This is a genomic window from Agrococcus jenensis (assembly GCF_003752465.1).
GTDB classification, from domain to species: Bacteria; Actinomycetota; Actinomycetes; order Actinomycetales; family Microbacteriaceae; genus Agrococcus; species Agrococcus jenensis.
The window spans coordinates 525,147-544,957 of record NZ_RKHJ01000001.1; the positions used below are offsets into that span (position 1 = coordinate 525,147).

The 19,811-nt window shown below is 72.9% G+C and carries 18 protein-coding genes; 7 read left to right on the forward strand and 11 right to left on the reverse strand.

Features of this window, described 5'->3' with window-relative positions; genetic code table 11:
• Window positions 1-10: 10 nt before the first annotated feature.
• The 3 genes from EDD26_RS02585 to EDD26_RS02595 are packed head-to-tail and all read right to left on the reverse strand — an operon-like array spanning window position 11 to window position 1,567.
• A complete protein-coding gene (locus EDD26_RS02585; protein ID WP_123698406.1) occupies window positions 11-610 on the reverse strand; it encodes a methylated-DNA--[protein]-cysteine S-methyltransferase in 600 nt (199 codons plus the stop codon).
• A complete protein-coding gene (locus tag EDD26_RS02590) occupies window positions 603-1,067 on the reverse strand; it encodes an RNA polymerase sigma factor (RefSeq protein WP_123696276.1) in 465 nt (154 codons plus the stop codon). The genes EDD26_RS02585 and EDD26_RS02590 overlap by 8 nt, the downstream gene beginning before the upstream one ends.
• Complete coding sequence (locus EDD26_RS02595) at window positions 1,064-1,567, reverse strand: methylated-DNA--[protein]-cysteine S-methyltransferase (protein ID WP_123696277.1); 504 nt, start codon at window positions 1,565-1,567, stop codon at window positions 1,064-1,066. Before EDD26_RS02595 ends, EDD26_RS02590 begins: the two co-directional genes overlap by 4 nt.
• A gap of 91 nt (window positions 1,568-1,658) precedes the next feature.
• Here EDD26_RS02595 and EDD26_RS02600 point away from each other — a divergent pair, with 91 nt between their 5' ends.
• Both EDD26_RS02600 and EDD26_RS02605 read left to right on the forward strand, forming a co-directional pair.
• On the forward strand, window positions 1,659-2,219 hold the full coding sequence (locus tag EDD26_RS02600; protein ID WP_123696278.1) for a histidine phosphatase family protein: 561 nt from the start codon (window positions 1,659-1,661) through the stop codon (window positions 2,217-2,219).
• A complete protein-coding gene (locus EDD26_RS02605) occupies window positions 2,216-3,559 on the forward strand; it encodes an FAD-binding oxidoreductase (RefSeq protein ID WP_123696279.1) in 1,344 nt (447 codons plus the stop codon). Before EDD26_RS02600 ends, EDD26_RS02605 begins: the two co-directional genes overlap by 4 nt.
• Before the next feature lie 96 nt (window positions 3,560-3,655).
• Here EDD26_RS02605 and EDD26_RS02610 read toward each other — a convergent pair whose 3' ends face one another.
• Both EDD26_RS02610 and EDD26_RS02615 read right to left on the reverse strand, forming a co-directional pair.
• Entirely contained in the window at window positions 3,656-4,027 is a 372-nt protein-coding gene (locus EDD26_RS02610) for an FKBP-type peptidyl-prolyl cis-trans isomerase (RefSeq protein ID WP_123696280.1), read from the reverse strand.
• A gap of 34 nt (window positions 4,028-4,061) precedes the next feature.
• A complete protein-coding gene (locus EDD26_RS02615; protein WP_170165505.1) occupies window positions 4,062-5,780 on the reverse strand; it encodes a cation:proton antiporter in 1,719 nt (572 codons plus the stop codon).
• Between the two features lie 100 nt (window positions 5,781-5,880).
• Here EDD26_RS02615 and EDD26_RS02620 point away from each other — a divergent pair, with 100 nt between their 5' ends.
• Window positions 5,881-6,303, forward strand: a complete 423-nt coding sequence (locus EDD26_RS02620) for an OsmC family peroxiredoxin (protein ID WP_123698407.1) — start codon at window positions 5,881-5,883, stop codon at window positions 6,301-6,303.
• Between the two features lie 308 nt (window positions 6,304-6,611).
• Here EDD26_RS02620 and EDD26_RS02625 read toward each other — a convergent pair whose 3' ends face one another.
• The gene (locus EDD26_RS02625) at window positions 6,612-7,547 is read right to left on the reverse strand and encodes an SDR family oxidoreductase (protein ID WP_123696282.1); all 936 of its coding nucleotides are present in this window, start codon (window positions 7,545-7,547) and stop codon (window positions 6,612-6,614) included.
• Between the two features lie 130 nt (window positions 7,548-7,677).
• On the opposite strand from EDD26_RS02625, the gene EDD26_RS02630 reads away from it, so the two are divergent.
• Window positions 7,678-8,523: a helix-turn-helix transcriptional regulator gene (locus tag EDD26_RS02630; protein ID WP_123696283.1), complete on the forward strand. Its 846-nt coding sequence runs from the start codon at window positions 7,678-7,680 to the stop codon at window positions 8,521-8,523.
• A gap of 10 nt (window positions 8,524-8,533) precedes the next feature.
• On the opposite strand, the gene EDD26_RS02635 is transcribed toward EDD26_RS02630, so the two are convergent.
• Entirely contained in the window at window positions 8,534-10,138 is a 1,605-nt protein-coding gene (locus EDD26_RS02635) for an amidohydrolase (RefSeq protein ID WP_123696284.1), read from the reverse strand.
• Entirely contained in the window at window positions 10,135-11,565 is a 1,431-nt protein-coding gene (locus tag EDD26_RS02640; RefSeq protein ID WP_123698408.1) for a purine-cytosine permease family protein, read from the reverse strand. Before EDD26_RS02640 ends, EDD26_RS02635 begins: the two co-directional genes overlap by 4 nt.
• A gap of 84 nt (window positions 11,566-11,649) precedes the next feature.
• Between EDD26_RS02640 and EDD26_RS02645 the strand changes: the two genes are divergently transcribed.
• Window positions 11,650-12,282, forward strand: a complete 633-nt coding sequence (locus tag EDD26_RS02645; RefSeq protein ID WP_123696285.1) for a TetR family transcriptional regulator — start codon at window positions 11,650-11,652, stop codon at window positions 12,280-12,282.
• 270 nt (window positions 12,283-12,552) lie between these two features.
• Here the strand turns inward: EDD26_RS02645 and EDD26_RS02650 are convergent, their stop codons facing one another.
• From EDD26_RS02650 to gabT, 3 genes are read right to left on the reverse strand one after another with little or no spacing between them, the layout of a single operon-like run.
• Window positions 12,553-14,037: an NAD-dependent succinate-semialdehyde dehydrogenase gene (locus EDD26_RS02650; RefSeq protein ID WP_425453390.1), complete on the reverse strand. Its 1,485-nt coding sequence runs from the start codon at window positions 14,035-14,037 to the stop codon at window positions 12,553-12,555.
• Window positions 14,034-15,296 carry a Glu/Leu/Phe/Val family dehydrogenase gene (locus tag EDD26_RS02655; RefSeq protein ID WP_123696286.1) on the reverse strand — a complete coding sequence of 421 codons (1,263 nt, stop codon included), beginning with the start codon at window positions 15,294-15,296 and terminating at the stop codon, window positions 14,034-14,036. Before EDD26_RS02655 ends, EDD26_RS02650 begins: the two co-directional genes overlap by 4 nt.
• Window positions 15,293-16,636: a 4-aminobutyrate--2-oxoglutarate transaminase gene (gabT, locus tag EDD26_RS02660; protein ID WP_123696287.1), complete on the reverse strand. Its 1,344-nt coding sequence runs from the start codon at window positions 16,634-16,636 to the stop codon at window positions 15,293-15,295. The genes EDD26_RS02655 and gabT overlap by 4 nt, the downstream gene beginning before the upstream one ends.
• A gap of 97 nt (window positions 16,637-16,733) precedes the next feature.
• On the opposite strand from gabT, the gene EDD26_RS02665 reads away from it, so the two are divergent.
• The gene (locus EDD26_RS02665) at window positions 16,734-18,236 is read left to right on the forward strand and encodes a PucR family transcriptional regulator (RefSeq protein ID WP_170165506.1); all 1,503 of its coding nucleotides are present in this window, start codon (window positions 16,734-16,736) and stop codon (window positions 18,234-18,236) included.
• Window positions 18,237-18,389: 153 nt separating this feature from the next.
• Window positions 18,390-19,772 (forward strand): NAD-dependent succinate-semialdehyde dehydrogenase, encoded by a 1,383-nt coding sequence (locus tag EDD26_RS02670; protein ID WP_211333814.1) that lies wholly within the window; start codon window positions 18,390-18,392, stop codon window positions 19,770-19,772.
• Window positions 19,773-19,811: the final 39 nt, after the last annotated feature.

Here is a 19,811-nt window from a genome sequence, read left to right on the forward strand (position 1 = left end):
GATCGACCAGCTATCCCCCGGGCGCCGCCTCGATGTCAAGCAGCAGCCGCTTCGCCTCGACGCCGCCCGCGTACTGGCCGAGCGCTCCATCGCTGCGCACGACCCGATGGCACGGGATCGCGATCGGCAGCGGGTTGCGCCGGCACGCGGTGCCGACCGCGCGCACCGCGCGTGGCGAGCCGGCCGCTGCGGCGACCTGGGCGTAGCTGCGCGTCTCGCCGTACGGGATCTCGCGCAGCCGCTCGACGACGTCGCGCCCGAAGCCGCGCGCGAGCGCCAGGTCGAGCGGACCGTCGAAGGCGCGAGCACGACCGGCGATGAGCGCCTCGAGCCGGCGCGCGGCGTCGTCGAGCCGCGCGGGCGCCTCGAGCACGCGCGGGCTGAGCGCGGTCGAGAGCCGCTCGAGCGTCGCCGCGGGATCGCGGCCGTCGAACGTCACCGAGACCAGGCCCGCGGGTGTCGCCGCGAGCAGCAGCGAGCCGACGGCCGTGTCGAGCGAGCGGTACGCCACGTCGAGCAGCCCCCGCTCGGCGGCGCGCTCGACGAGCCGCGCGTGCAGCGCGGCGATGGGCGCCTCGGGGATGCCGCCGAGCAGGCCGACCTCAGGCATCGACGCCTCCCAGCAGCTCGCGCAGCCGGCGCACGCCGTCGGAGGATGCGCGCCGCGCAGCATCCGCCGACGATCCGAGCGTCGCCGCGACCTCGGCGAACGGCAGCCCGCCGAGGTGGTGCAGCACGACGGCCTCGCGCTGCCGCGCCGGCAGCAGCGCGAGCGCTCGGGCGAGGTCGAGGTCGCGCGCCACCGAGGCCGTGGGCCTGTCCGGCACGTCGCCCACCACGAGGCGCGCGCGCCGCCGCAGCACGTCGATCGCCTTCCGGTGCGCGATCGTCACGAGCCAGCCCTCGACGCGCGCGTCGGCCGCGAGCCGCGGATACGCCTCGAGCGCGGCGAGGAACGTCTCGCTCCAGGCGTCGTCGGCGTCGACCTCGTCGAGCAGCGCCCGGCACACGCGCCAGACCCTCGCGCCGTGCAGCGCGACGATCGACTCGAAGGGCGCACGGGTCACGCGACCGAATCTAGCCCGACCGCCGCGAGCGACGATCCGGCCTCGTGGTCGAGCAGGAAGCGCTTGCGCTCGACGCCGCCGGCGTAGCCGGTGAGCGAGCCCGTCGACCCGACCACCCGGTGGCAGGGCACCACGATCGAGATCGGGTTGCGGCTGTTGGCGAGCCCGACCGCCCGCACCGCCGTCGGCTGCCCGATCGACGCCGCGATCCAGCCGTAGCTGCGCGTCTCGCCGTAGGGGATGGAGCGCAGCGCCTCCCACACGCGCAGCTGGAAGGGGCTGCCCGTGGGGTCGAGGTCGAGGTCGAACGCGCGTCGCTCCCCCGCCCAGTACTCACCGAGCTGCTGCGCCGCAGCGGCGAAGCCGGCGTCGTCGCGCTCGCCGAACGATGCCTCGTCGGGCGCGGGCCGATGGTCGGGCATGTACAGGCCCGTGATGCCGCGCTCGCTCCGCACGAGCGTGAGCGGGCCGATGGGGCTGTCGATGATGGTGTGGGTCATGGCCGCATTCCTCTCATACTCCGCTAACGCGCGGGGGCGACGGAATGTGAGCCTGTGGATGAGCGACGTCGCGCCGCCCTAGGCTCGGGGCATGGAGATCGCCCTCGTCCGACACGGCCAGACCGACTTCAACCGCGACGGCAGGCTGCAGGGCACGAGCGACATCCCGCTGAACGAGACCGGCATCGCGCAGGCGCACACCGCTGCTCGGCTGCTCGCCGACGGCCCGTCGACCGATGCGCGCTGGGACGCGGTGGTGTCATCGCCGCTCGTGCGGGCGGCCGTCACCGCCGACATCATCGCCGCCGAGCTCGGCCTCGAGGTCTGCGGTCGCTACCCGAGCCTCATCGAGCGCGCCTACGGCGAGGCCGAGGGGCTGACGAAGGAGGAGGCCGTCGCGCGCTTCGGCAGCGACTGGCCCGGCGAGGAGGACTTCGACGACCTGCAGCGCCGCGCCGTCGCCGCGGTCGACGACGTCGCCGCCCGCAACCCCGTCGACGCGCTCGTCATCGTCACGCACGGCACCTTCATCCGTGCGTTCGCCGACCACGTCACGGGCCAGGAGACGCGCACCCCCGACAACGCGCACTCCGTCCGCTTCTCGGGCGTCCCGGGCGCCTGGCACGTCGTCGACGGACTCGTGCTCGCGTGAGCCTCGACGCCCTGCGGACAGCGCTGCCCGCCCACGTGCTCGTCACCGATCCCGTCGCGCTCGACGTCGCGCGCGCCGACAAGTCGGGCCATCGCTCCGTCGCGCCGCCGCTCGCGATCGTCGAGGCGGAGGACGCCTCGCACGTGCAGGCCGCGCTGCGCTGGGCGACCGAGCACGGCGTGCCCGTCGTGCCGCGTGCGGCGGGCACCGGGCTGGCCGGCGGTGCGATCGCCGGCGAGGGCGAGCTCGTCGTCTCGGTCGACCGGATGCGGCGGCTGCTCGACGTCTCGATCGTCGACCAGTCGTGCCGGGTCGAGCCCGGCATCCGCAACGCCGAGCTCAACGACATGCTCGCCACCCACGGCCTCTGGTGGCCGCCGGACCCCGCGAGCCGCGCCATCTCGTCGGTGGGCGGCAACATCGCCACGAACGCGGGCGGCCTGCTGTGCGCCAAGTACGGCGTGACGCGCGAGTGGGTGCTCGCGCTCGATGTCGTGCTCGCGGACGGCAGCCGGATCTCGACCGGTCACCGCACCGTGAAGGGCGTCACCGGACTCGACCTCACGGCGCTCATGATCGGCTCGGAGGGCACGCTCGGCATCGTCGTCGGCGCGACCCTGAAGCTGCGGCCGCTGCCCGACGGCGGCGTGTGGACGGTCGGCGCCTTCTTCGACGACGAGGCTGTCGCGGCCGCGGCGTGCACGGCGGTGACGGCAGCGCGCATCCGCCCGGCGATCATGGAGCTCGTCGGCCGCGACGCGGTCTCGATGCTCGCCGCCTACACCGGGCAGCCGATGGCGGGCGCGTTCGTGCTCGTGCAGACCGACGAGCTGGGCGCCGCCGCGACCTCAGAGGTCGTCGCGGAGATCCTGGCGGCGCACGGCGGCCGCGTCGAGCGCACGGACGACGCCGCTCGGTCGGATGTGCTGGTGCAGGTGCGCAGGCAGGTGCACTTCGCGCTCGAGTCGTTCGGCACCGTGCTCGTGGAGGACGTCTCGGTGCCGCGGTCGCGGATGGCCGACATGTTCCGGGCGTGCGACGAGGCCGCAGAGCGCCACGGGGTGCGGCTCGCGACCACCGCGCACGCCGGCGACGGCAACCTGCACCCGACCTTCGTCTTCGACGGCACCGAGCCCTCGGAGGCGATCTGGGCCTGCGCGAACGAGGTGTTCGAGGCGGCGATCGCGATGGGCGGCACGCTCACCGGCGAGCACGGCGTGGGCATCCTCAAGCGGCGATGGCTCGTCGACGAGCTCGGCGAGCGGCAGCTCGCGCTGCAGCGGGCCGTGAAGGCCGCCTTCGACCCCGCCGGCATCCTGAACCCCGGCAAGGCGATCTAGCCCGCCGAGCCCACCCGTCCGGGTGGTCAGGACACGTCGCGCGCGGCTACCGCTGCCCGGCGCGTCGTGACCACCCGGCGCACGGGCGGGGTGGTGTCAGCGGACGGCGACCAGGTCGCAGACGAAGATGAGCGTCTCGTTCGGGCCGATGGCGCCGCCGGCGCCGCGCTCGCCGTAGGCGAGGTGGGGCGGGATGACGAGCTGGCGGCGGCCGCCGACGCGCATGCCCTCGATGCCCTGCTCCCAGCCCTTGATGACCATGCCGACGCCGAGCGGGAAGTCGAGCGGGGCGCCGCGGTTGTAGGAGGCGTCGAACTCCTCACCGGTGGAGTGCGTGACGCCGACGTAGTGGACGCTGACCTGCTTGCCGGTCACCGCCTCCTCGCCGTCGCCGACGGTGATGTCGGTGATCTGGAGCTCGGTGGGGGCGGGGCCCTCGGGGGCGTCGATCTGGGGCTTCTCAGTCATGCGCCAATCCTCGCACGCTCGCGCGAGGGCAGGCTCAGTGCTCGTCCTCGTCGGCCTGCAGGCCGATCTCCTCGCGGTCGATGATGCGCTGCGCGACCGCGACGGTGCTCGAGTCGAACCGCCCGGTGCGGCGCACGCGATCGAGCCACACGCGCTCCGCCTCGATGGCGACGTGGCGGAGGCGCGAGATCTGCGCGACGTCGGTGGACGGGTCGTCCGGGTCCACTTCGGCGACGTGGGCGGCCCAGTCGCGCCGGGCGAGCATCCGCTCGCTCGCGACCTCGACGATCATCTCGTCGATCCCGTTGACCTCGGCCTCCCGGCGCATCGCCTCGATGCCGGCGTCGATCGCCTCGCCGACGAGCGACTCGAGCTCGGCGCGCCGTCGGTCGGAGGCGTTCTTGCCGACGCCCAGTGCGCGCACGAGGAAGGAGAGCGTGCCGCCCTGCACGAGGAGCGTGACGATGGCGACGACGAAGGCGGCGAGCACGAGCTCGGCGCGCATCGGGGTGTCGGCCGGCAGCGTCTGCACCGCGGCGACCGTGACGACGCCGCGCATCCCGGCCCAGCCGATCGCGAGCGTGTCGCGCCACCCGAGCCGCTGGTCGCGCAGCGCCGTGATGTCGTGCCCGCGCACGATGTGGGCGTACCGGAGCCTCGCGCCGCGCTTCGTGCTCGTGTCGACGCTGTCGAGGCGCTCGGCGAGCCGGGCGTGCCCGCGCTGCACGCGGCCGGCGTGGTGGCGCAGCCACGCGAGCAGCGGCGGGAGCGCCGCGAGCCGCACGGCGAGCAGCACCGCGCACAGCAGCAGGCCGACCGCGACGACGCCGGCGAGGTGCCGCTCCCCCTCGTCGACGGCGGTGATCACGGCGGGCAGCTGCATCCCCATGGTGAGGAACACGCCGTTCTCGACGATGACCGAGAAGGTGCTCCAGGTGGCCGACTCCTGCGCTCGGCGCGTGGCGCGGATGCGGATCTGGCTGCGGTTGCCGATCACGAGCCCGGTGACCACGACGGCGACGATGCCCGAGCCGCGCAGCGACTCCGCGGCGAGGAACGAGACGAAGGGGGTCGCGATCGAGATCGCGGTGTCGATGGCGCGGTCGCCCGCGAGCTGGCGTATGAGCACCGTCGCGTAGCCGACGACGAGGCCGACGGCCAGCGCCACGACGACCGCGAGCGCGAAGTCGCCGACGAGCGCGGCGCCCTCGACCTCGGAGCTGCCCGGCCGCTCGATCGCGGCGACGGCGGTCGTGAGCAGCACGAGCGCGGTCGCGTCGTTGAGGAGCCCCTCGCCCTCGAGGATCGTCACGACCCGCGGCGGCAGCCCGAGCCGCTTGCCGAGCGCGGTGGCCGCGACGGCATCCGGCGGGGCGACGACCGCGCCGAGCGCGAGCGCGGCGGCGAAGCCGATGACCGGCCAGATGGACTGCAGCACGAGCGCCACGGCGAGCGCGCTGAGGGCGACGAGCACGACCGAGAGGTACCCGATCACGCGCAGGTTGCGGCGGAAGTCGACGGCGGGCACCCGCAGGGCCGCGGTGTAGAGCAGCGGCGGCAGGATGATCGTGAGGAAGACCTCCGGCGGCACGACGATCTCGGGCGAGCCGGGCACGAGCGCGATGACGGCGCCGAGCAGCACGAGGAGCAGCGGCGCTGCCACGCCGATCCGGTTGGCGATCGTGGCCACGGCGCCGATGAGCAGGATGCCCACCACGACGACGAGCGTCACCTCGGTCGCCACGTCGTGCATGGGGAGAGGGTATCGGTCGGCCCTATCACGGCATGGCGCTCCGACGTAGCCTGAGGTCAGCGGCCGCATCGGCGGCGCGCCGACCTGAGGAGGAAACTGCATGGCCATCACCTCGAACGCGAGCACGACCTGGACCGGCGGACTGGGCAGCGGCTCGGGCACGACCACGCTCGGCACCGGATCGACCTTCGACCTCACGTGGCGAGCCCGCGCCGAGGAGGGCGGCGCCTCGACGCCGGAGGAGTTCATCGCCGCGGCGCACGCATCGTGCTTCGCGATGGCCTTCTCGCACACGCTCGAGCAGGCCGGTCACCCGCCGGAGTCGCTCGACACCGCCGCGAAGGTCTCGTTCGTCGCCGGCACCGGCATCACGACGAGCGTCCTGACCGTCTCGGGCGTCGTGCCCGGCATCGATCAGGACCGGTTCGCGGAGCTCGCCGAGCAGGCGAAGGCCGAGTGCCCGGTGTCGCAGGCCCTCGCAGGCGTCGACATCCAGCTCGGTTCGGTAGAACTCCGTTCCTGAAGATTTGCTCAGGGAAAACTTTGCTTCCGCAGAAAACCTGACGCATCGACTATAAAAAGATCAGACGATCTTCCGTCCAACCTGAACCTAGAAGGAGCGTCATGAAGTTCAACAAGCCCAGCCGCCGTGGTGACGACTTCATCATCATGGGTGGCGACGACTTCATCATCATGGGTGACGATTTCATCATCATGGGCACCGACTACTAAGCAGTCGACCCAATGGCCGCGGCGCCGACTCCTCGAGTCGGCACCGCGGCCATCGTCTGTTCCGGAGCGGATGCGCGCCGTGCGGATCCGCTCGCGCGCTCAGTCGAACCGCACGCCCGTCAGGGTCTCCGAGATCTCCCACAGCCTCGCGCCCTCCGTGCTGCGGAGCGGCGGCCAGAGCGACTGCCGTCCAGGAGGACCGCCGACGCTGCCCGGCCCTTGCGGACCGTAGAACCCGCCGTCCTCCGCGTCTGCAGTCGTCGCGGCCATGAGCGCCGGCAGCGCCGCGCTCTCGACGGTGCCGACGAGCAGCCCGCGAGCCGAGAGCCAGCGGATCACCCGCACCTGCGGGGTGTCCTGCGCCCTGCCGACCTCCGGTCGTGCCGCGAGCAGGCTCGTCGGCGCGACGCCGGGGTGCGAGAGGTTGCTCGTGATCCCCCACCCGCCGCTGCGGCTGCGGCGGCTCAGCTCGAGCGCGAACAGCCCCACCGCGATCTTCGACTGCTGATAGGCGCGCATGCCGTCGTAGGAGCGCTCCCACTGCAGGTCCTCCCAGTGGATCGCGCCGCTGCGGGCCGCGATGCTCGCCTGCGAGGTCACGCGCGCGCGACCGGCCCTCAGCAGCGGCAGCAGCTGCCCGGTGAGCGCGAAGTGACCGAGGTGGTTCGTGCCGAGCTGCAGCTCGAAGCCGTCGGCGGTCGTCTGCCGCTCGGGCGGCGTCATGACCCCGGCGTTGTTGATGAGCAGGTGGATCGGCTCGCCCTCGGCGCGCAGCCGCTCGCCGAGCGCAGCGATCGAGGCGAGCGACGCGAGGTCGAGCTGCGCGAGCGTGAGCCGCGCATCCGGCTGCTCCGCGCGGATGCGAGCGACCGCCGTCTCGCCCTTCCGCATGCTCCGCACCGGCATGACGACGTCGGCACCGGCGCGGGCCAGCCGCGTCGCGATGCCGAGGCCCATGCCGTCGCTCGCGCCGGTGACGACCGCGCGCCTGCCGGTCAGGTCGGGGATGGTGATGTCGTACGGTCTGCGTGGCATGCGGATGCCTCTCCTCACGTGGATGCGGTGCGCCGTCGGGCGCCCTCGTCGATCGTCGCGGGGCGTGCAGCGCGCAGCCACGGCCTGACGATCCGTGGCTGCGGGATCCGAGTCGGGAGAGGATGCTCGCATGATCGATCGCACCGGGCTCGCCGAGTTCCTCCGCCGCCGCCGGGAGGCGCTGCAGCCCGAGGACGTCGGACTGCCGCGTGGGCAGCGCCGTCGCACGAGCGGGCTCCGCCGCGAGGAGGTCGCGGCGCTCTGCCACATGTCGACCGACTACTACTCGCGCATCGAGCGCGAGCGCGGGCCGCGGCCCTCCGAGCAGATGCTCGCCTCGATCGCGCAGGGGCTCCGGTTGACGCGCGACGAGCGCGATCACCTCTACCGGCTGGCCGGTCATGAGGCGCCCCCGCGCGGCTCCGGCACGGAGCACGTCAGCCCCGGCATGATGCGGATCTTCGACCGGCTGGGCGACACCCCCGCCGAGATCGTCACCGAGCTCGGCGAGACCCTGCGGCAGACGCGGCTCGGTGCGGCCCTCATGGGCGACTCGACGCGGTTCACCGGCGCCGCGCGCAGCATCGGCTACCGGTGGTTCACCGACCCGGCGGCCCGCGCGCTCCATCCGCTCGAGGACCACGACTTCTATGCGCGCCTCTACGCCTCGGGCCTCCGCGGCGTGGCGACGCTGCGCGGACCGGACTCCCGGGCAGCCCGGCTCGCGCGCGAGCTGCTCGCATCGAGCGCCGAGTTCCGCGCGGTCTGGGAGCAGCACGAGGTGGGGCTCGCGCCGCGGGAGGTGAAGCGGTACCAGCATCCGGCGGTCGGCCACCTCGAGCTCCAGTGCCAGGTGCTGCTCGATCCGGCGCAGGCGCACTCGCTGCTCGTCTTCACCGCGACCCCGGGCAGCGAGAGCCACGAGAAGCTCGAGCTGCTGTCGGTGCTCGACGCCGAGCAGGCTGCGGCACGGTGATCGACCGCGATCACTCCTTCTTATAGCGCGTGCGTCCGGCGACGATCGTCTCCACGACCTGGGCCTCGAGCAGCGAGCGCGCGCCGGCCGTGAAGGGATCGCGGTCGAGCACGATGAGGTCCGCGGCGGAGCCGACGGCGATGCGGCCGCGCCACGCGCCGTCGCCGACGGAGGCCGCGGCGTCGCGCGTCGCGTGGCCGATGGCGCGCTCGAGCGGCAGGGCGAAGTGCGGATGCACGGCGGGCACGCTGGGATCCAGGGCGGATGCCCGGGTTGCCGCCACGTACATGTTCGCGAGGGCGCCGTGCGGGGCGGTCGGCGCATCGGTCGAGAACGCCAGCAGCGCGCCGGCGTCCTCGTACTCGACCCACGGGAAGGCGCGCTCGACCCGCTCGTCGCCGAGCATCTCCGCCCAGTTGGCGAAGATCGCCGGGTCGGCGTGCACCGGCTGCATCGACGCCGTCACGCCGAGCCGCGCCATCCGCTCTGCGGTGCCGGGCGCCGCGTACTCGAGGTGCTCGATGCGGTGCCGGCGGGGGCGATCACCGTTGGCCACGACGGCACGCTCAATCGCCGTCAGCGCCACGTCGCTCGCGAGGTCGCCGATCGCGTGCATCGCGACCTGGAGCCCCGCCGCGTCGGCCGCCGCGACGACGGGCTCGAGGTGCTCGGCAGGCCAGATCGGGTCGGCGTTCGAGCCATCGGCGTAGGGGTGCCGCATCGCCGCGGTGCACGCGTCGATCACGCCGTCGAGGATGAGCTTGATCCCGACCACTCGCAGCCACGGGGTCGAGGGGTCGGCGGCGAGCTCGACGGCCCGAGCCACCTGCGCGAGGTTCTGCGCCTCGTCGCCGGTGTTGTCGATGAACCAGTGCGCGGCGATGCGGATAGGCAGGTCGCCTCGCCGTTCCTGCATGCGCCGCAGCGCGGCCAGGCCGAGCTCGTCGAAGGCCATGTCGACGACGCCGGTGACCCCGGCGGCGAGGTACGCCTCGATGGCTCGCTCGGCCCCGGCATCCCGGTCCGCGTCGACCGTGACCGCATCGCGGTGCGCCCATGCGTGGTGGGTGGCGGCCGTCTCGAGCAGCAGCCCCGTCGGCTCGCCGTGCTCGTCGCGGACGATCTCGCCGCCGAGCGGGTCGGGCGTCTCGCGCGTGATGCCCAGCTCGGCGAGCGCCGCGGTGTTGACCCAGCACGAGTGGTAGTCGTTGGCGTCGAGGTATACGGGGATGTCGGGCACCGCGGCGTCGAGCATCGCCGCGGTCGGCCTGCCGCCCGGGATGGAGCCGAAGAGCCAGCCGCGCCCCCACAGCGCGGTCGCGCCCGGGTCAGCGGCGCGCGCGTCGCGGAGCGTCGCCTGGATCTCGTCGAGGCTCTGGGCGTCGGTGAGGCCGACCTGGCCGAGCGCTGCGCCCAGCATCAGGAGGTGGGTGTGCGCATCGGTGAAGCCGGGCAGCACCAGGCGTCCCCCGAGGTCGACCGTCTCGTCGGCCTGCGGCGCGTCGGCGTCGGCGCCGACGAACGCGATGCTGTCGCCGTCGACGACGAGCGCCTCGGCCCAGGCGGTGTCCGGATCGGCGGTGAAGATGCGTCCGTTGCGGTAGAGCGTGGTCACGGTCGTCCCTCCTTCGCGAGCGGCGTGCGCAGCAGCACCGCGTAGATCGCGCCGGCGACGAGCATCCCCGCCGGCACGGACAGGTCGACGAAGCCCGTCGCCTGCGCGACGGGGCCGACCCAGACATCCGTCGCCAGGCACACCGCCGTCGTCCCGCCTCCCGCGAACAGCGCCGCGAGGCCCGGGATGCTCCATCCGCCGGTGTACCAGAACCGGCCACCCCGACGGTCGTCGAACAGGTCGACGCCGTCGTAGGCGTAGCGGCGCAGCAGCACGTCGACGACGAAGATCGCCATGGCGGGCCCCGAGACGATGACGAGGAACTGCAGCATGAGGTTCGCGGCCTCGAGCAGGCTCGACGACAGCACCAGGTAGATCGTGAGCGCGGTGCCCACGATGCCGACGATGATCGCCGCGGGGATGCGGCGGAGCCGGAACCCGATCGCCTGCAGCGCCATGCTCGACGTGTAGGTGGTCATCGCGTTGAGCGCGATCGTGTTGACGACGACGCCGGCGACGAGGATGGGCGCGAGCCAGACCGGCAGCAGCTCGAACAGGGCCGCGTCGAGCCCGATCTCGAACGCGGACTGGCTGAGCCCCGTCGCCAGCAGCACGCCGACGCTCGTGAACACGATGAACGGCACCGCGCCGCCGAGCGCGGTGGCGGCCGCGATGTGCGACGGCTTCGTCGAGCGCGGCAGGTAGCGGGCGATGTCCGGGCTGTTGATGAACGACAGCGGCGTCGACGCGAGGATCGTGAAGCCGATCGACAGCGACGACAGCAGCGCGGTGCCCTCGAGCGGCTCGGGGTTCGTGTACGACCAGTCGACCGTCGGCATGATGAACGCCGCGACGAGGAGGAAGACGACGAACAGCACCGCGGCCATCGCGGGGTAGGCCCGCAGGATCAGGCCGTGGCCGAAGATGGCCACGACGACCGTCACGGCAGAGACCACGAGCGTCACGCCGATCGGCACCCACACCGGGTCGTCGACCCCGAGCCGCCGCAGCAGGTCGGCGCCCATGAACGACGATGCCAGCCAGGTCAGCGACAGGAACACAGCGCCGATGAACCAGCCGACGAAGGCGACGAAGAGCCGGTTGCCCAGGATCCCGTACATGGCGCGCGTCACGACGGAGCCCGAGGTGCCGGCGGCGGATCCGCTCGCCGCGATGACGCCGGGCAGGATCCAGAGCAGCGACGCAGCGAGGATCACGCCGATCGCCTGCCAGATCTCGAGCCCGAGCAGGATCAGCGTCGCGCCGATGGTGAAGTTGAGGATGCTGACCCCCGGCGCCGCCCACACCAGCACGAGGTCGCGCGCCCGCCCGTGTCGAGCAGCGTCGCCGATCAGCTCGATGCCGCGGGTCTCCGGACGGGCGGCGGTGTCGACGAACGCCTCCGGGATGTTCGAGATCTGGGACATGCGCTTCCTCTCCGGACCGAGCGTCATTGCTATTGGTCATGCGCCCAATGGACTGTTGGTCACACAGTCAATAGCATGGACCGCATGACGTCAAGCACTGCGCAGCGCAGATCTCGGAAGCGGCCGGAGGAGCGGCGCGAGGAGATCCTCTCGGCCGCCGCGTCGATCGCGATCGACGAGGGCCTGGAGCGGATCACGCTCCGCGCGGTCGCCGAGCGGCTCGGGGTGCGCCCCGGGCTCATCACGCACTACTTCCCCGCCGCGGAGGACCTCGTCGTCGAGGGGTTCGCGCGCGCCGCGATCATCGAGCGCGAGCGGTTCTTCCCGGCGCAGGGCGACGCGCTGCGGCGCCTGGCGCACCTCATCGGCTACATCGAGAGCGGGGCGTCCCTGCCGCTCGCGCGGCTATGGCTCAACGCGCGGCACCTGTCGCGCTTCAGCCCGGCGCTCAACCGCACGCTCGACGAGCAGGACCTCCTCGACCGGGCGCGCCTCACCCAGCTGATCATCGACGGCATCGCTGCCGGCGAGTTCGCTGAGACAGATGCCGAGGCGGCGAGCGTCCGCATCTGGATCGCGATCGACGGTCGTGGCTCCTCCGTCAACAGTGCGATCGAGGAGGAGCACCCCGCCTCCGCCAGCTTCGCGTCGGACGTGGCGGAGTGGGCCCTGGCGCTCCCGCCCGGCACACTGCGGCGGGCGATCCCCAACGCCTGAGGTCGGTGATCTCGATGCGCGTGCGGGCTGCGCCCGCGCCGCTACTCGGTCAGCGGGTGGGGGCTACGCTCTCCCACCCGCTCGTCGAGTAGCACGCCCGGAGGGCGCGCGTATCGAGACGACACCGGTGAGTGATCTCGATACGCGTGCGGGCTGCGCCCGCGCCGCTCCTCGATCAGCAGGTGGGGGCCACGCTCGTCGAGCAGCACTCCCCCACCCACGCTCGTCGAGTAGCACGCCCGGAGGGCGCGCGTATCGAGACGACCCCGGCTAGGCGAAGGGATTGGGCATGAGCGTGTACTTCGTCTCGAGGTACTCGTGGATCCCCTCGGCGCCGCCCTCGCGTCCGAGCCCGGACTGCTTCACGCCGCCGAAGGGTCCTGCGGCGTTGGAGACGACGCCGACGTTGAGGCCCATCATGCCCGTGTCGATGCGGTCGATCATCCGCTGCCCGCGCTTGGTGTCCTCGGTGAACACGTAGCCGACCAGCCCGTACTCGGTCGCGTTCGCGAGCCGCACCGCGTCGTCCTCGGTCGCGAACCGCTGGATCGCCACCACCGGTCCGAAGATCTCCTCGATCGACACCGCCATCTCGGCCGTGACGTCGTCGAGCACGGTCGGCTGGAAGAAGGAGCCCGGCCCGTCGATCGCCTTCCCGCCGGTGACGAGCGTCGCCCCGTCCGCGACCGCCCCGTCGACCAGCCGGACCGCATTGTCGACCGCCTTGTCCTCCACCAGCGGGCCGATCTGCACGCCCTCCTCGGTGCCGCGGCCGATCTTCATGCCCTTGACCGCCTCACCGATCCGCTTCGAGAACTCGTCCGCGACGGACTCGTGGACGATGAACCGGTTCGCGGCCGTGCACGCCTGCCCGATGTTGCGGAACTTCGCCAGCAGCGCCCCCTCCACAGCCTTGTCCAGGTCAGCGTCGTCGAACACGACGAACGGGGCGTTCCCGCCCAGCTCCATCGACGCCTTCAGCACGTTGTCGGCCGCCAGCTTCAGCAGCTGCACGCCCACGGGCGTGGAGCCGGTGAACGACACCTTGCGGAGGCGCGGGTCGGCGAGCAGCCGCTCCGACAGCGCGCCGGTGGACTTCGTGGTGATGACGTTCACGACCCCCTTCGGGAGCCCCGCCTCCTCCAGCAGCGCGACCAGCGCGAGCGTGGTCAGCGGCGTGAGGGTCGCGGGCTTCACGACCGCCGTGCAGCCGGCCGCGAGCGCAGGACCCAGCTTCCGGGTCGCCATCGCCAGCGGGAAGTTCCACGGGGTGATCAGGAAGCACGGACCCACCGGGCGGTGGGTGACGATCATCTGCCCGGTGCCCTCCGGGGTCATCGTGTAGCGGCCGTCGATCCGGACCGCCTCCTCCGAGAACCAGCGCAGGAACTCGCCGCCGTACGCGACCTCGCCGCGGGCCTCCGCGAGGGGCTTGCCCATCTCGAGGGTCATGAGGAGCGCGAACTCCTCCTTCCGCTCCTGCAGCAGATCGAACGCCTTCCGCAGGATCTCCCCCCGCACCCGCGCGGGCGTGCGGCCCCACGACTCCTGCGCCTCGACGGCCGCGTCGAGCGCGCGCACGCCGTCGTCGACCGAGCCGTTCGCGATCTGCTTCAGCACGTCCCCCGTTGCCGGGTCGCGCACGTCGATCGTGCCCTGCTCCCCATCGATCCACTCGCCACCGATGAACAGCTGGCCGCGGACGGCGTCGAGGACCTCGGCCTCGCGGATGGATGTGTCGGTCGTGATGCTCACGGGTACAGTCCTCTCAGCTTGTGTGCCTGTGCGACTCGCTCCACGGCGAGGCAGGTCGCGGCGGTGCGCAGCGAGACGCCTCGCCGCCGTGCTTCATCCAGCACGTCGCCCCATGCTCGGGTCATGCGCTCGCCCAGGCGCTCCTGCACGTCGCGCTCGGTCCACCAGTACGACTGGTTGGCCTGCACCCACTCGAAGTAGGAGACGAGCACGCCACCGGCGTTCGCCAGGATGTCGGGGACGACCAGCGTCCCTCGCGCCTCGAGGATCGCATCCGCCTCGCTCGCGGTCGGGCCGTTCGCGCCCTCGACGATGACGCGAGCGGTGACGCGCGAGGCGTTGCCGGCGTGGAGCACGCCCTCGACCGCGGCCGGGACCAGCAGGTCGACGTCGAGCTCGAGCACGCGCGACGGCTCGATCGGCTCACCGCCGGGGAACCCGGCGACCGACCCGGTGCGTGCCGCGTGCGCCGACAGCGCGGCGATGTCGAGACCCGCCGAACTCGTGACGGCGCCGTCGGCGTCGCTCACCGCGACGATCCGGCAGCCCGACTCGGCGAGGAAGCGGGCGGCGTCGCGGCCGACCTTGCCGAAGCCCTGCACGCTCACGGTCGCGCCGCGCACCGGGATGCCGACGTGCTCGAGCGCCGCGCGGGCGATGAGGGCGACGCCCGCGGAGGTGGCGCTGGCTCGGCCGCGGGATCCGCCGAGGCTGAGCGGCTTCCCCGTCACGACGCCCGGCACCGTGTGGCCGACGGCCGTGGAGTAGGTGTCCATCATCCACGCCATCGTGCGCTCGTCGGTGCCGATGTCGGGCGCCGGGATGTCGCGCGTCGGTCCGATGATCGGCAGGATCTCGCTCGTGTAGCGCCGCGTGAGCCGCTCGAGCTCACCGTCGCTCAGCGTGCGCGGGTCGACGGCGATGCCGCCCTTCGCGCCGCCGTAGGGCACGTCGAGCAGCGCGCACTTCCACGTCATCCACATCGCCAGCGCGCGCACCTCGTCGAGGTCGACGGCGGAGCTGTAGCGGAGGCCGCCCTTCGCGGGGCCGCGCGACAGGTTGTGCTGCACGCGGTGCCCGATGAAGGTCGTGATCGAGCCGTCGTCGCGCCGCAGCGGCACGGCGACCGTCATCTCGCGCCGCGGCACCGCGAGCATCGCGGCGACGCCCTCGTCGAGGCCCAGGATCTCGACGGCGTCGGCCAGCTGCGCGCGCGCCTCGTCGAGCGGCCCGAGCTGGGCGGCGAGCAGGGCGGTCATCCGCGTGCGATCGCGTCGCTGAGGACGTCGAGGCCCTCGCGCAGCAGGTCGTCGCCGATCGACAGCGGCGGCAGGAGGCGGATGACGTTGCCGTCGGTGCCGCACGTGAGCACGATGACGCCTGCCGCGTGCGCCGCGGCTGCGGCGCGCGCGGTGAGCGCGGCGTCGGGACGGCCGGTTCCGGGGTCGACGAGCTCGAGCGCCATCATGGCGCCGTGGCCGCGCACGTCCCCGACGCGGGGATCGGTCGTCCGCAGCGCCTCGAGCCGCTCACGGATGATGTCGCCGATCGCGCGAGCCCGCTCCACCAGGCCGTCCTCGAACGCGGCGATCGAGGCGAGCGCTGCTGCGCACGCGACGGGGTTGCCGCCGTAGGTGCCGCCGAGGCCGCCGGCGTGGGCGGCGTTCATGAGCTCGGCGCGGCCGGTCACCGCCGAGAGCGGCAGGCCGCCGGCGATGCCCTTCGCGGTGACGATCAGGTCGGGGACGAGCCCAGAGTGCGTCGAGGCGAACATCTCGCCCGTGCGCGCGAAGCCGGTCTGGATCTCGTCGGCGATGAAGACGATGCCGTGGCTCGCGGCCCAGTCGGCGAGCGCCGGCAGGAAGCCGTCGGCCGGGACGACGAAGCCGCCCTCGCCCTGGATCGGCTCGATGATGACGGCGGCGATCTCGTCGAGCTCGACCTGGCGCTCGATGCGCTCGATCGCGATGCGGGCGGCTTCCTCGCCCGTGCGGCCGTCGCGGAACGGGTACGACATCGGCGCGCGGTGCACGTCGCCGGCGAACGGCCCGAAGCCGCGCTTGTAGGGCATCGACTTCGCCGTGAGCGCCATCGTGAGGTTGGTCCGGCCGTGGTACGCGTGGTCGAAGGCGACGACGGTGCTCCGGCCGGTCGCGGCACGGGCGATCTTGATCGCGTTCTCGACGGCCTCGGCGCCCGAGTTGAAGAGCGCGCTGCGTTTGGCGTGGTCGCCGGGCGTGATGCGGTTGAGCGCCTCGCACACGGCGACGTAGCCCTCGTAGCCCGTGATGGTGAAGGCGGTGTGCGTGAAGCGGCCGAGCTGCTCGGCGCTCGCCGCGACGACACCGGGGTGCGCGTTGCCGACCGACGTCACGGCGATGCCGGAGCCCAGGTCGATGAGCGAGTTGCCGTCGATGTCGCGCACGATGCCGCCGCCCGCCGCATCGACGAAGACCGGCAGGGTGATCCCGACGCCGTCCGCGACCGCCTCGCGCTTGCGCGCGAGCATCTCGGTGGAGCGCGGTCCGGGGATGGGCGTGCGCAGCTCGCGGACCTGCGCCAGTGCGGGTCCTCCGACGACGTCGTCGATCGCGTGCATGGTGGGCTTCCGTTCTCTCGGTGTGCTCGCACGCTACGGCGACCCGCACGCAGGAGGGTGTGCCACTGCGGCACGGATCGCTGCCATGATTGCCGCCATGGCAACCGATGGCACGCCCGGCACCGCGACGATCGTCCGCCTCCTCGGGCAGCGGCAGCTCGACGTGCGATCGCTCGTCGCGGGCGACGCGCGCCGCGACGCACCGATCGCCTGGATCGCGAGCTCCGACCTCGACGACCCCACCCCCTTCCTCTCCCCCGGGCACGTGCTGCTGACGACCGGGCGCCAGCTGCTCGAGCGCGAGGGTTCGGCCGACACCTACGTCGACGCCCTGGTGCGCGGCGGCATCCTCGGACTCGGCTTCGCCACCGGCTTGCACGCGCCGGAGGTGCCGTCGGCGCTCGTCGACGCCTGCGCCGCCGCGGCGCTGCCCCTGTTCGAGGTCCCGCTCGCCACCCCGTTCCTCGCGATCATCCACTGGTGCGCCGACCTGCAGCGCGACCGCGAGCGGTGGGCGACGAGCGCCCAGCGGGCCGTCGCCGCCGCGGCGCTCGCCCCAACGGGGCACCGCGCGGTCGTGCGGCGGCTCGCGACGGAGCTCGGGGCGGGCGTCGCGCTGCTCGACAGCGCCGGCCGGGAGCGCGCGACGAGCCGGACCGCCGTGCCGCCGGCCGCGCTCGCGGCGGCGCGCGAGACGCTGCGCTCGGCCCGCCGCACGACGTCGACCGACGTGACGGCCGAGGGATCCGTGACGGTCGCGACGCTCGGGTCGGGCGACCGGTCGCTCGGCTGCGTCTGCATCTGGACGCGCGATCCGCTCGACACCGCAGCGCAGTCGGTCGCGACCGTCGCCGCGGCGTGGCTCGAGTTCTCGCTCGTCAGCGCGGTCGACGCGACGCGGCGGCTCAACGAGCTCGAGGGAGCGCTCGCCGCGCTCGCGCTCGAGGGGCAGGCGGATGCGGTCGGCGCGCTGCTGCTCAAGACGGGTCGCCGGCTGCCGTCCGAGCCGATCGTGGTGGCGAGCGCCGAGACGGCGCTCGCGCGCTACGCCATGGAGGACGCGCTCCGCGACACGGCGGGCGACGTGCTGTGGACCGCAGACGGCGAGCGGCTGCTCTTCGTCGTCTCGCTCGCGGAGCGCGAGCGGCTCGATGCCTTCCTCACGCGACTCGATGCCACCGCGGGCGTCTCGCAGCCGTCGTCCTGGCGGCACGCGCCGGTCGCGGCCTCCGAGGCGGCCGCCGCGCTGCAGCGCGCGAAGCGGACCGGCGCGGCGACCGCGACGTTCGAACGAGCGCTCGACGGGCTGCTCGGGATGCTCGACGACCGCGACGCCCGCGATGCCGCCCGCGCACAGCTCTCGCCGATCGCCGCAGAGGCCGACGGCGCGGAGCGCCTCGCGCTCGTGCGCACCTGGTTCGAGCAGGACTGCAGCTGGGACGCGACGGCTCGCATCGTGGGGATGCACCGGCACTCCGTGCGCAGCCGCATCCGGGCGATCGCCGAGCAGTTGCAGCTCGATGCCGACGCGTTCGCCGATCGCGCCACGCTCTGGGCGTTGCTCCGGGCCGCCGACGTGCCGCGCTGGCAGCGGCCCTGACCGAGCGGGCGACGGAGGCCGGCGCGTGACAGGAGCACGCTCAATCGTTTAATGTCAGTCGCGACGCCCGCGTGCCATCCCCGGGCGTCGCCGCGCATCCGCCGGTCGCCGTCGACCGCACGATGACGCCAACACCGATCCGAGGAGGAATCGATGAGCGAGAACCAGCTGAGCCACTACCGCGTGACGGACCCGTACACGGGTCAGGTCGTGAAGGAGTTCCCGACCGCGACGGATGATGAGGCGCGTGCGGCGATCGAGCGCGCGCACGCGGCCTATGAGCCGTGGCGCAGCACGCCGCTGGCGGAGCGGGCGGCGGTCCTGGGCCGTGCTGCGGACGCGTTCGCGTCGCGCAGCCGGGAGCTGGCGGAGATCATCCGGACCGAGATGGGGAAGCCGCTCGGGCAGGGTGTGTTCGAGGCGGAGTTCTCGGGCGAGATCGTGCAGTACTACGCCGACAACGCCGAAGCCTTCCTCGCGGACGAGGTGCTGCAGGTCCGGTCCGGTGTCGATGCGCGGGTGCGGAAGTCGGCGCAGGGCGTGATCCTCGGCATCATGCCGTGGAACTTCCCCTACTACCAGGTCGCGCGGTTCGCGTTCCCGAACCTCATGCTCGGCAACACGGTGCTGCTGAAGCACGCGCCGCAGTGCCCGTGGTCGGCGACCGTGATCGCCGAGATCCTCGCCGAGGCGGGGCTGCCGGCGGGCGCGTACGAGAACATCTTCGCCACCAACGACCAGATCGGCGACATCGTCATCCCCGACCCGCGAGTCCGCGGCGTCTCCCTCACCGGGTCCGAGCGCGCGGGCGCCGCGGTCGCCGAGATCGCCGGCCGCCACCTGAAGAAGGTCGTGCTCGAGCTGGGCGGCTCCGACCCGTTCATCGTCCTCTCCACCGACGACATGGACGCCGTGGTGGCGGCGGCGGTCGAGACGCGGATGGAGAACTCCGGCCAGTCCTGCAACGCCTCCAAGCGGTTCATCGTCATCGACGACCTCTACGACGAGTTCACGCGCAAGCTCGGCGAAGCCATCACGGCGCTCCCGGTCGGCGAGGCCGACGACGAGGACGCCCTCGTCGGCCCGCTGTCGTCGCAGGCCGCCGCCGACCGGCTGCGGGAGCAGACCGGCGCCGCGGTCGCCGAGGGCGCGCAGGTGCTCGCCGGCACCATCACCGCCTCCGGCGACGCCCGCATCACGCCCGCGCTGCTCGGCGGCGTCACCGACGAGATGGACGCGTTCCGGGAGGAGCTGTTCGGCCCCGTCGGCACCGTCTACCGCGCGACGGACGTCGACGACGCGCTCCGGATCGCGAACGGCACCCCCTTCGGGCTCGGCGCGCGCCTGTGGTGCTCGGACCCGGATCTCGCGGCCTCGGTCGCCGACCGCATCGACGCCGGCATGGTCTCGATCAACGGCGCCGGCTCCGAGGACTACGACATGCCCTTCGGCGGCACCAAGCGATCTGGCTTCGGCCGCGAGCTCGGCCCCCACGGCATGGAGGAGTTCATGAACAAGAAGCTCATCGTCGGCTGACGAGCGCAGCCACGCACGACGATGGCCCCGGATCGCTGG

Coding starts and splice junctions, on each gene's coding strand:
- EDD26_RS02585 (WP_123698406.1), bottom strand. CDS start 610: ATGCCTGAGGTCGGCCTGCTCGGCGGCATCCCCGAGGCGCCCATCGCC.
- EDD26_RS02595 (WP_123696277.1), bottom strand. CDS start 1,567: ATGACCCACACCATCATCGACAGCCCCATCGGCCCGCTCACGCTCGTG.
- EDD26_RS02600 (WP_123696278.1), top strand. CDS start 1,659: ATGGAGATCGCCCTCGTCCGACACGGCCAGACCGACTTCAACCGCGAC.
- EDD26_RS02610 (WP_123696280.1), bottom strand. CDS start 4,027: ATGACTGAGAAGCCCCAGATCGACGCCCCCGAGGGCCCCGCCCCCACC.
- EDD26_RS02615 (WP_170165505.1), bottom strand. CDS start 5,780: ATGCACGACGTGGCGACCGAGGTGACGCTCGTCGTCGTGGTGGGCATC.
- EDD26_RS02620 (WP_123698407.1), top strand. CDS start 5,881: ATGGCCATCACCTCGAACGCGAGCACGACCTGGACCGGCGGACTGGGC.
- EDD26_RS02625 (WP_123696282.1), bottom strand. CDS start 7,547: ATGCCACGCAGACCGTACGACATCACCATCCCCGACCTGACCGGCAGG.
- EDD26_RS02630 (WP_123696283.1), top strand. CDS start 7,678: ATGATCGATCGCACCGGGCTCGCCGAGTTCCTCCGCCGCCGCCGGGAG.
- EDD26_RS02640 (WP_123698408.1), bottom strand. CDS start 11,565: ATGTCCCAGATCTCGAACATCCCGGAGGCGTTCGTCGACACCGCCGCC.
- EDD26_RS02645 (WP_123696285.1), top strand. CDS start 11,650: ATGACGTCAAGCACTGCGCAGCGCAGATCTCGGAAGCGGCCGGAGGAG.
- EDD26_RS02655 (WP_123696286.1), bottom strand. CDS start 15,296: ATGACCGCCCTGCTCGCCGCCCAGCTCGGGCCGCTCGACGAGGCGCGC.
- gabT (WP_123696287.1), bottom strand. CDS start 16,636: ATGCACGCGATCGACGACGTCGTCGGAGGACCCGCACTGGCGCAGGTC.
- EDD26_RS02665 (WP_170165506.1), top strand. CDS start 16,734: ATGGCAACCGATGGCACGCCCGGCACCGCGACGATCGTCCGCCTCCTC.
- EDD26_RS02670 (WP_211333814.1), top strand. CDS start 18,390: ATGAGCGAGAACCAGCTGAGCCACTACCGCGTGACGGACCCGTACACG.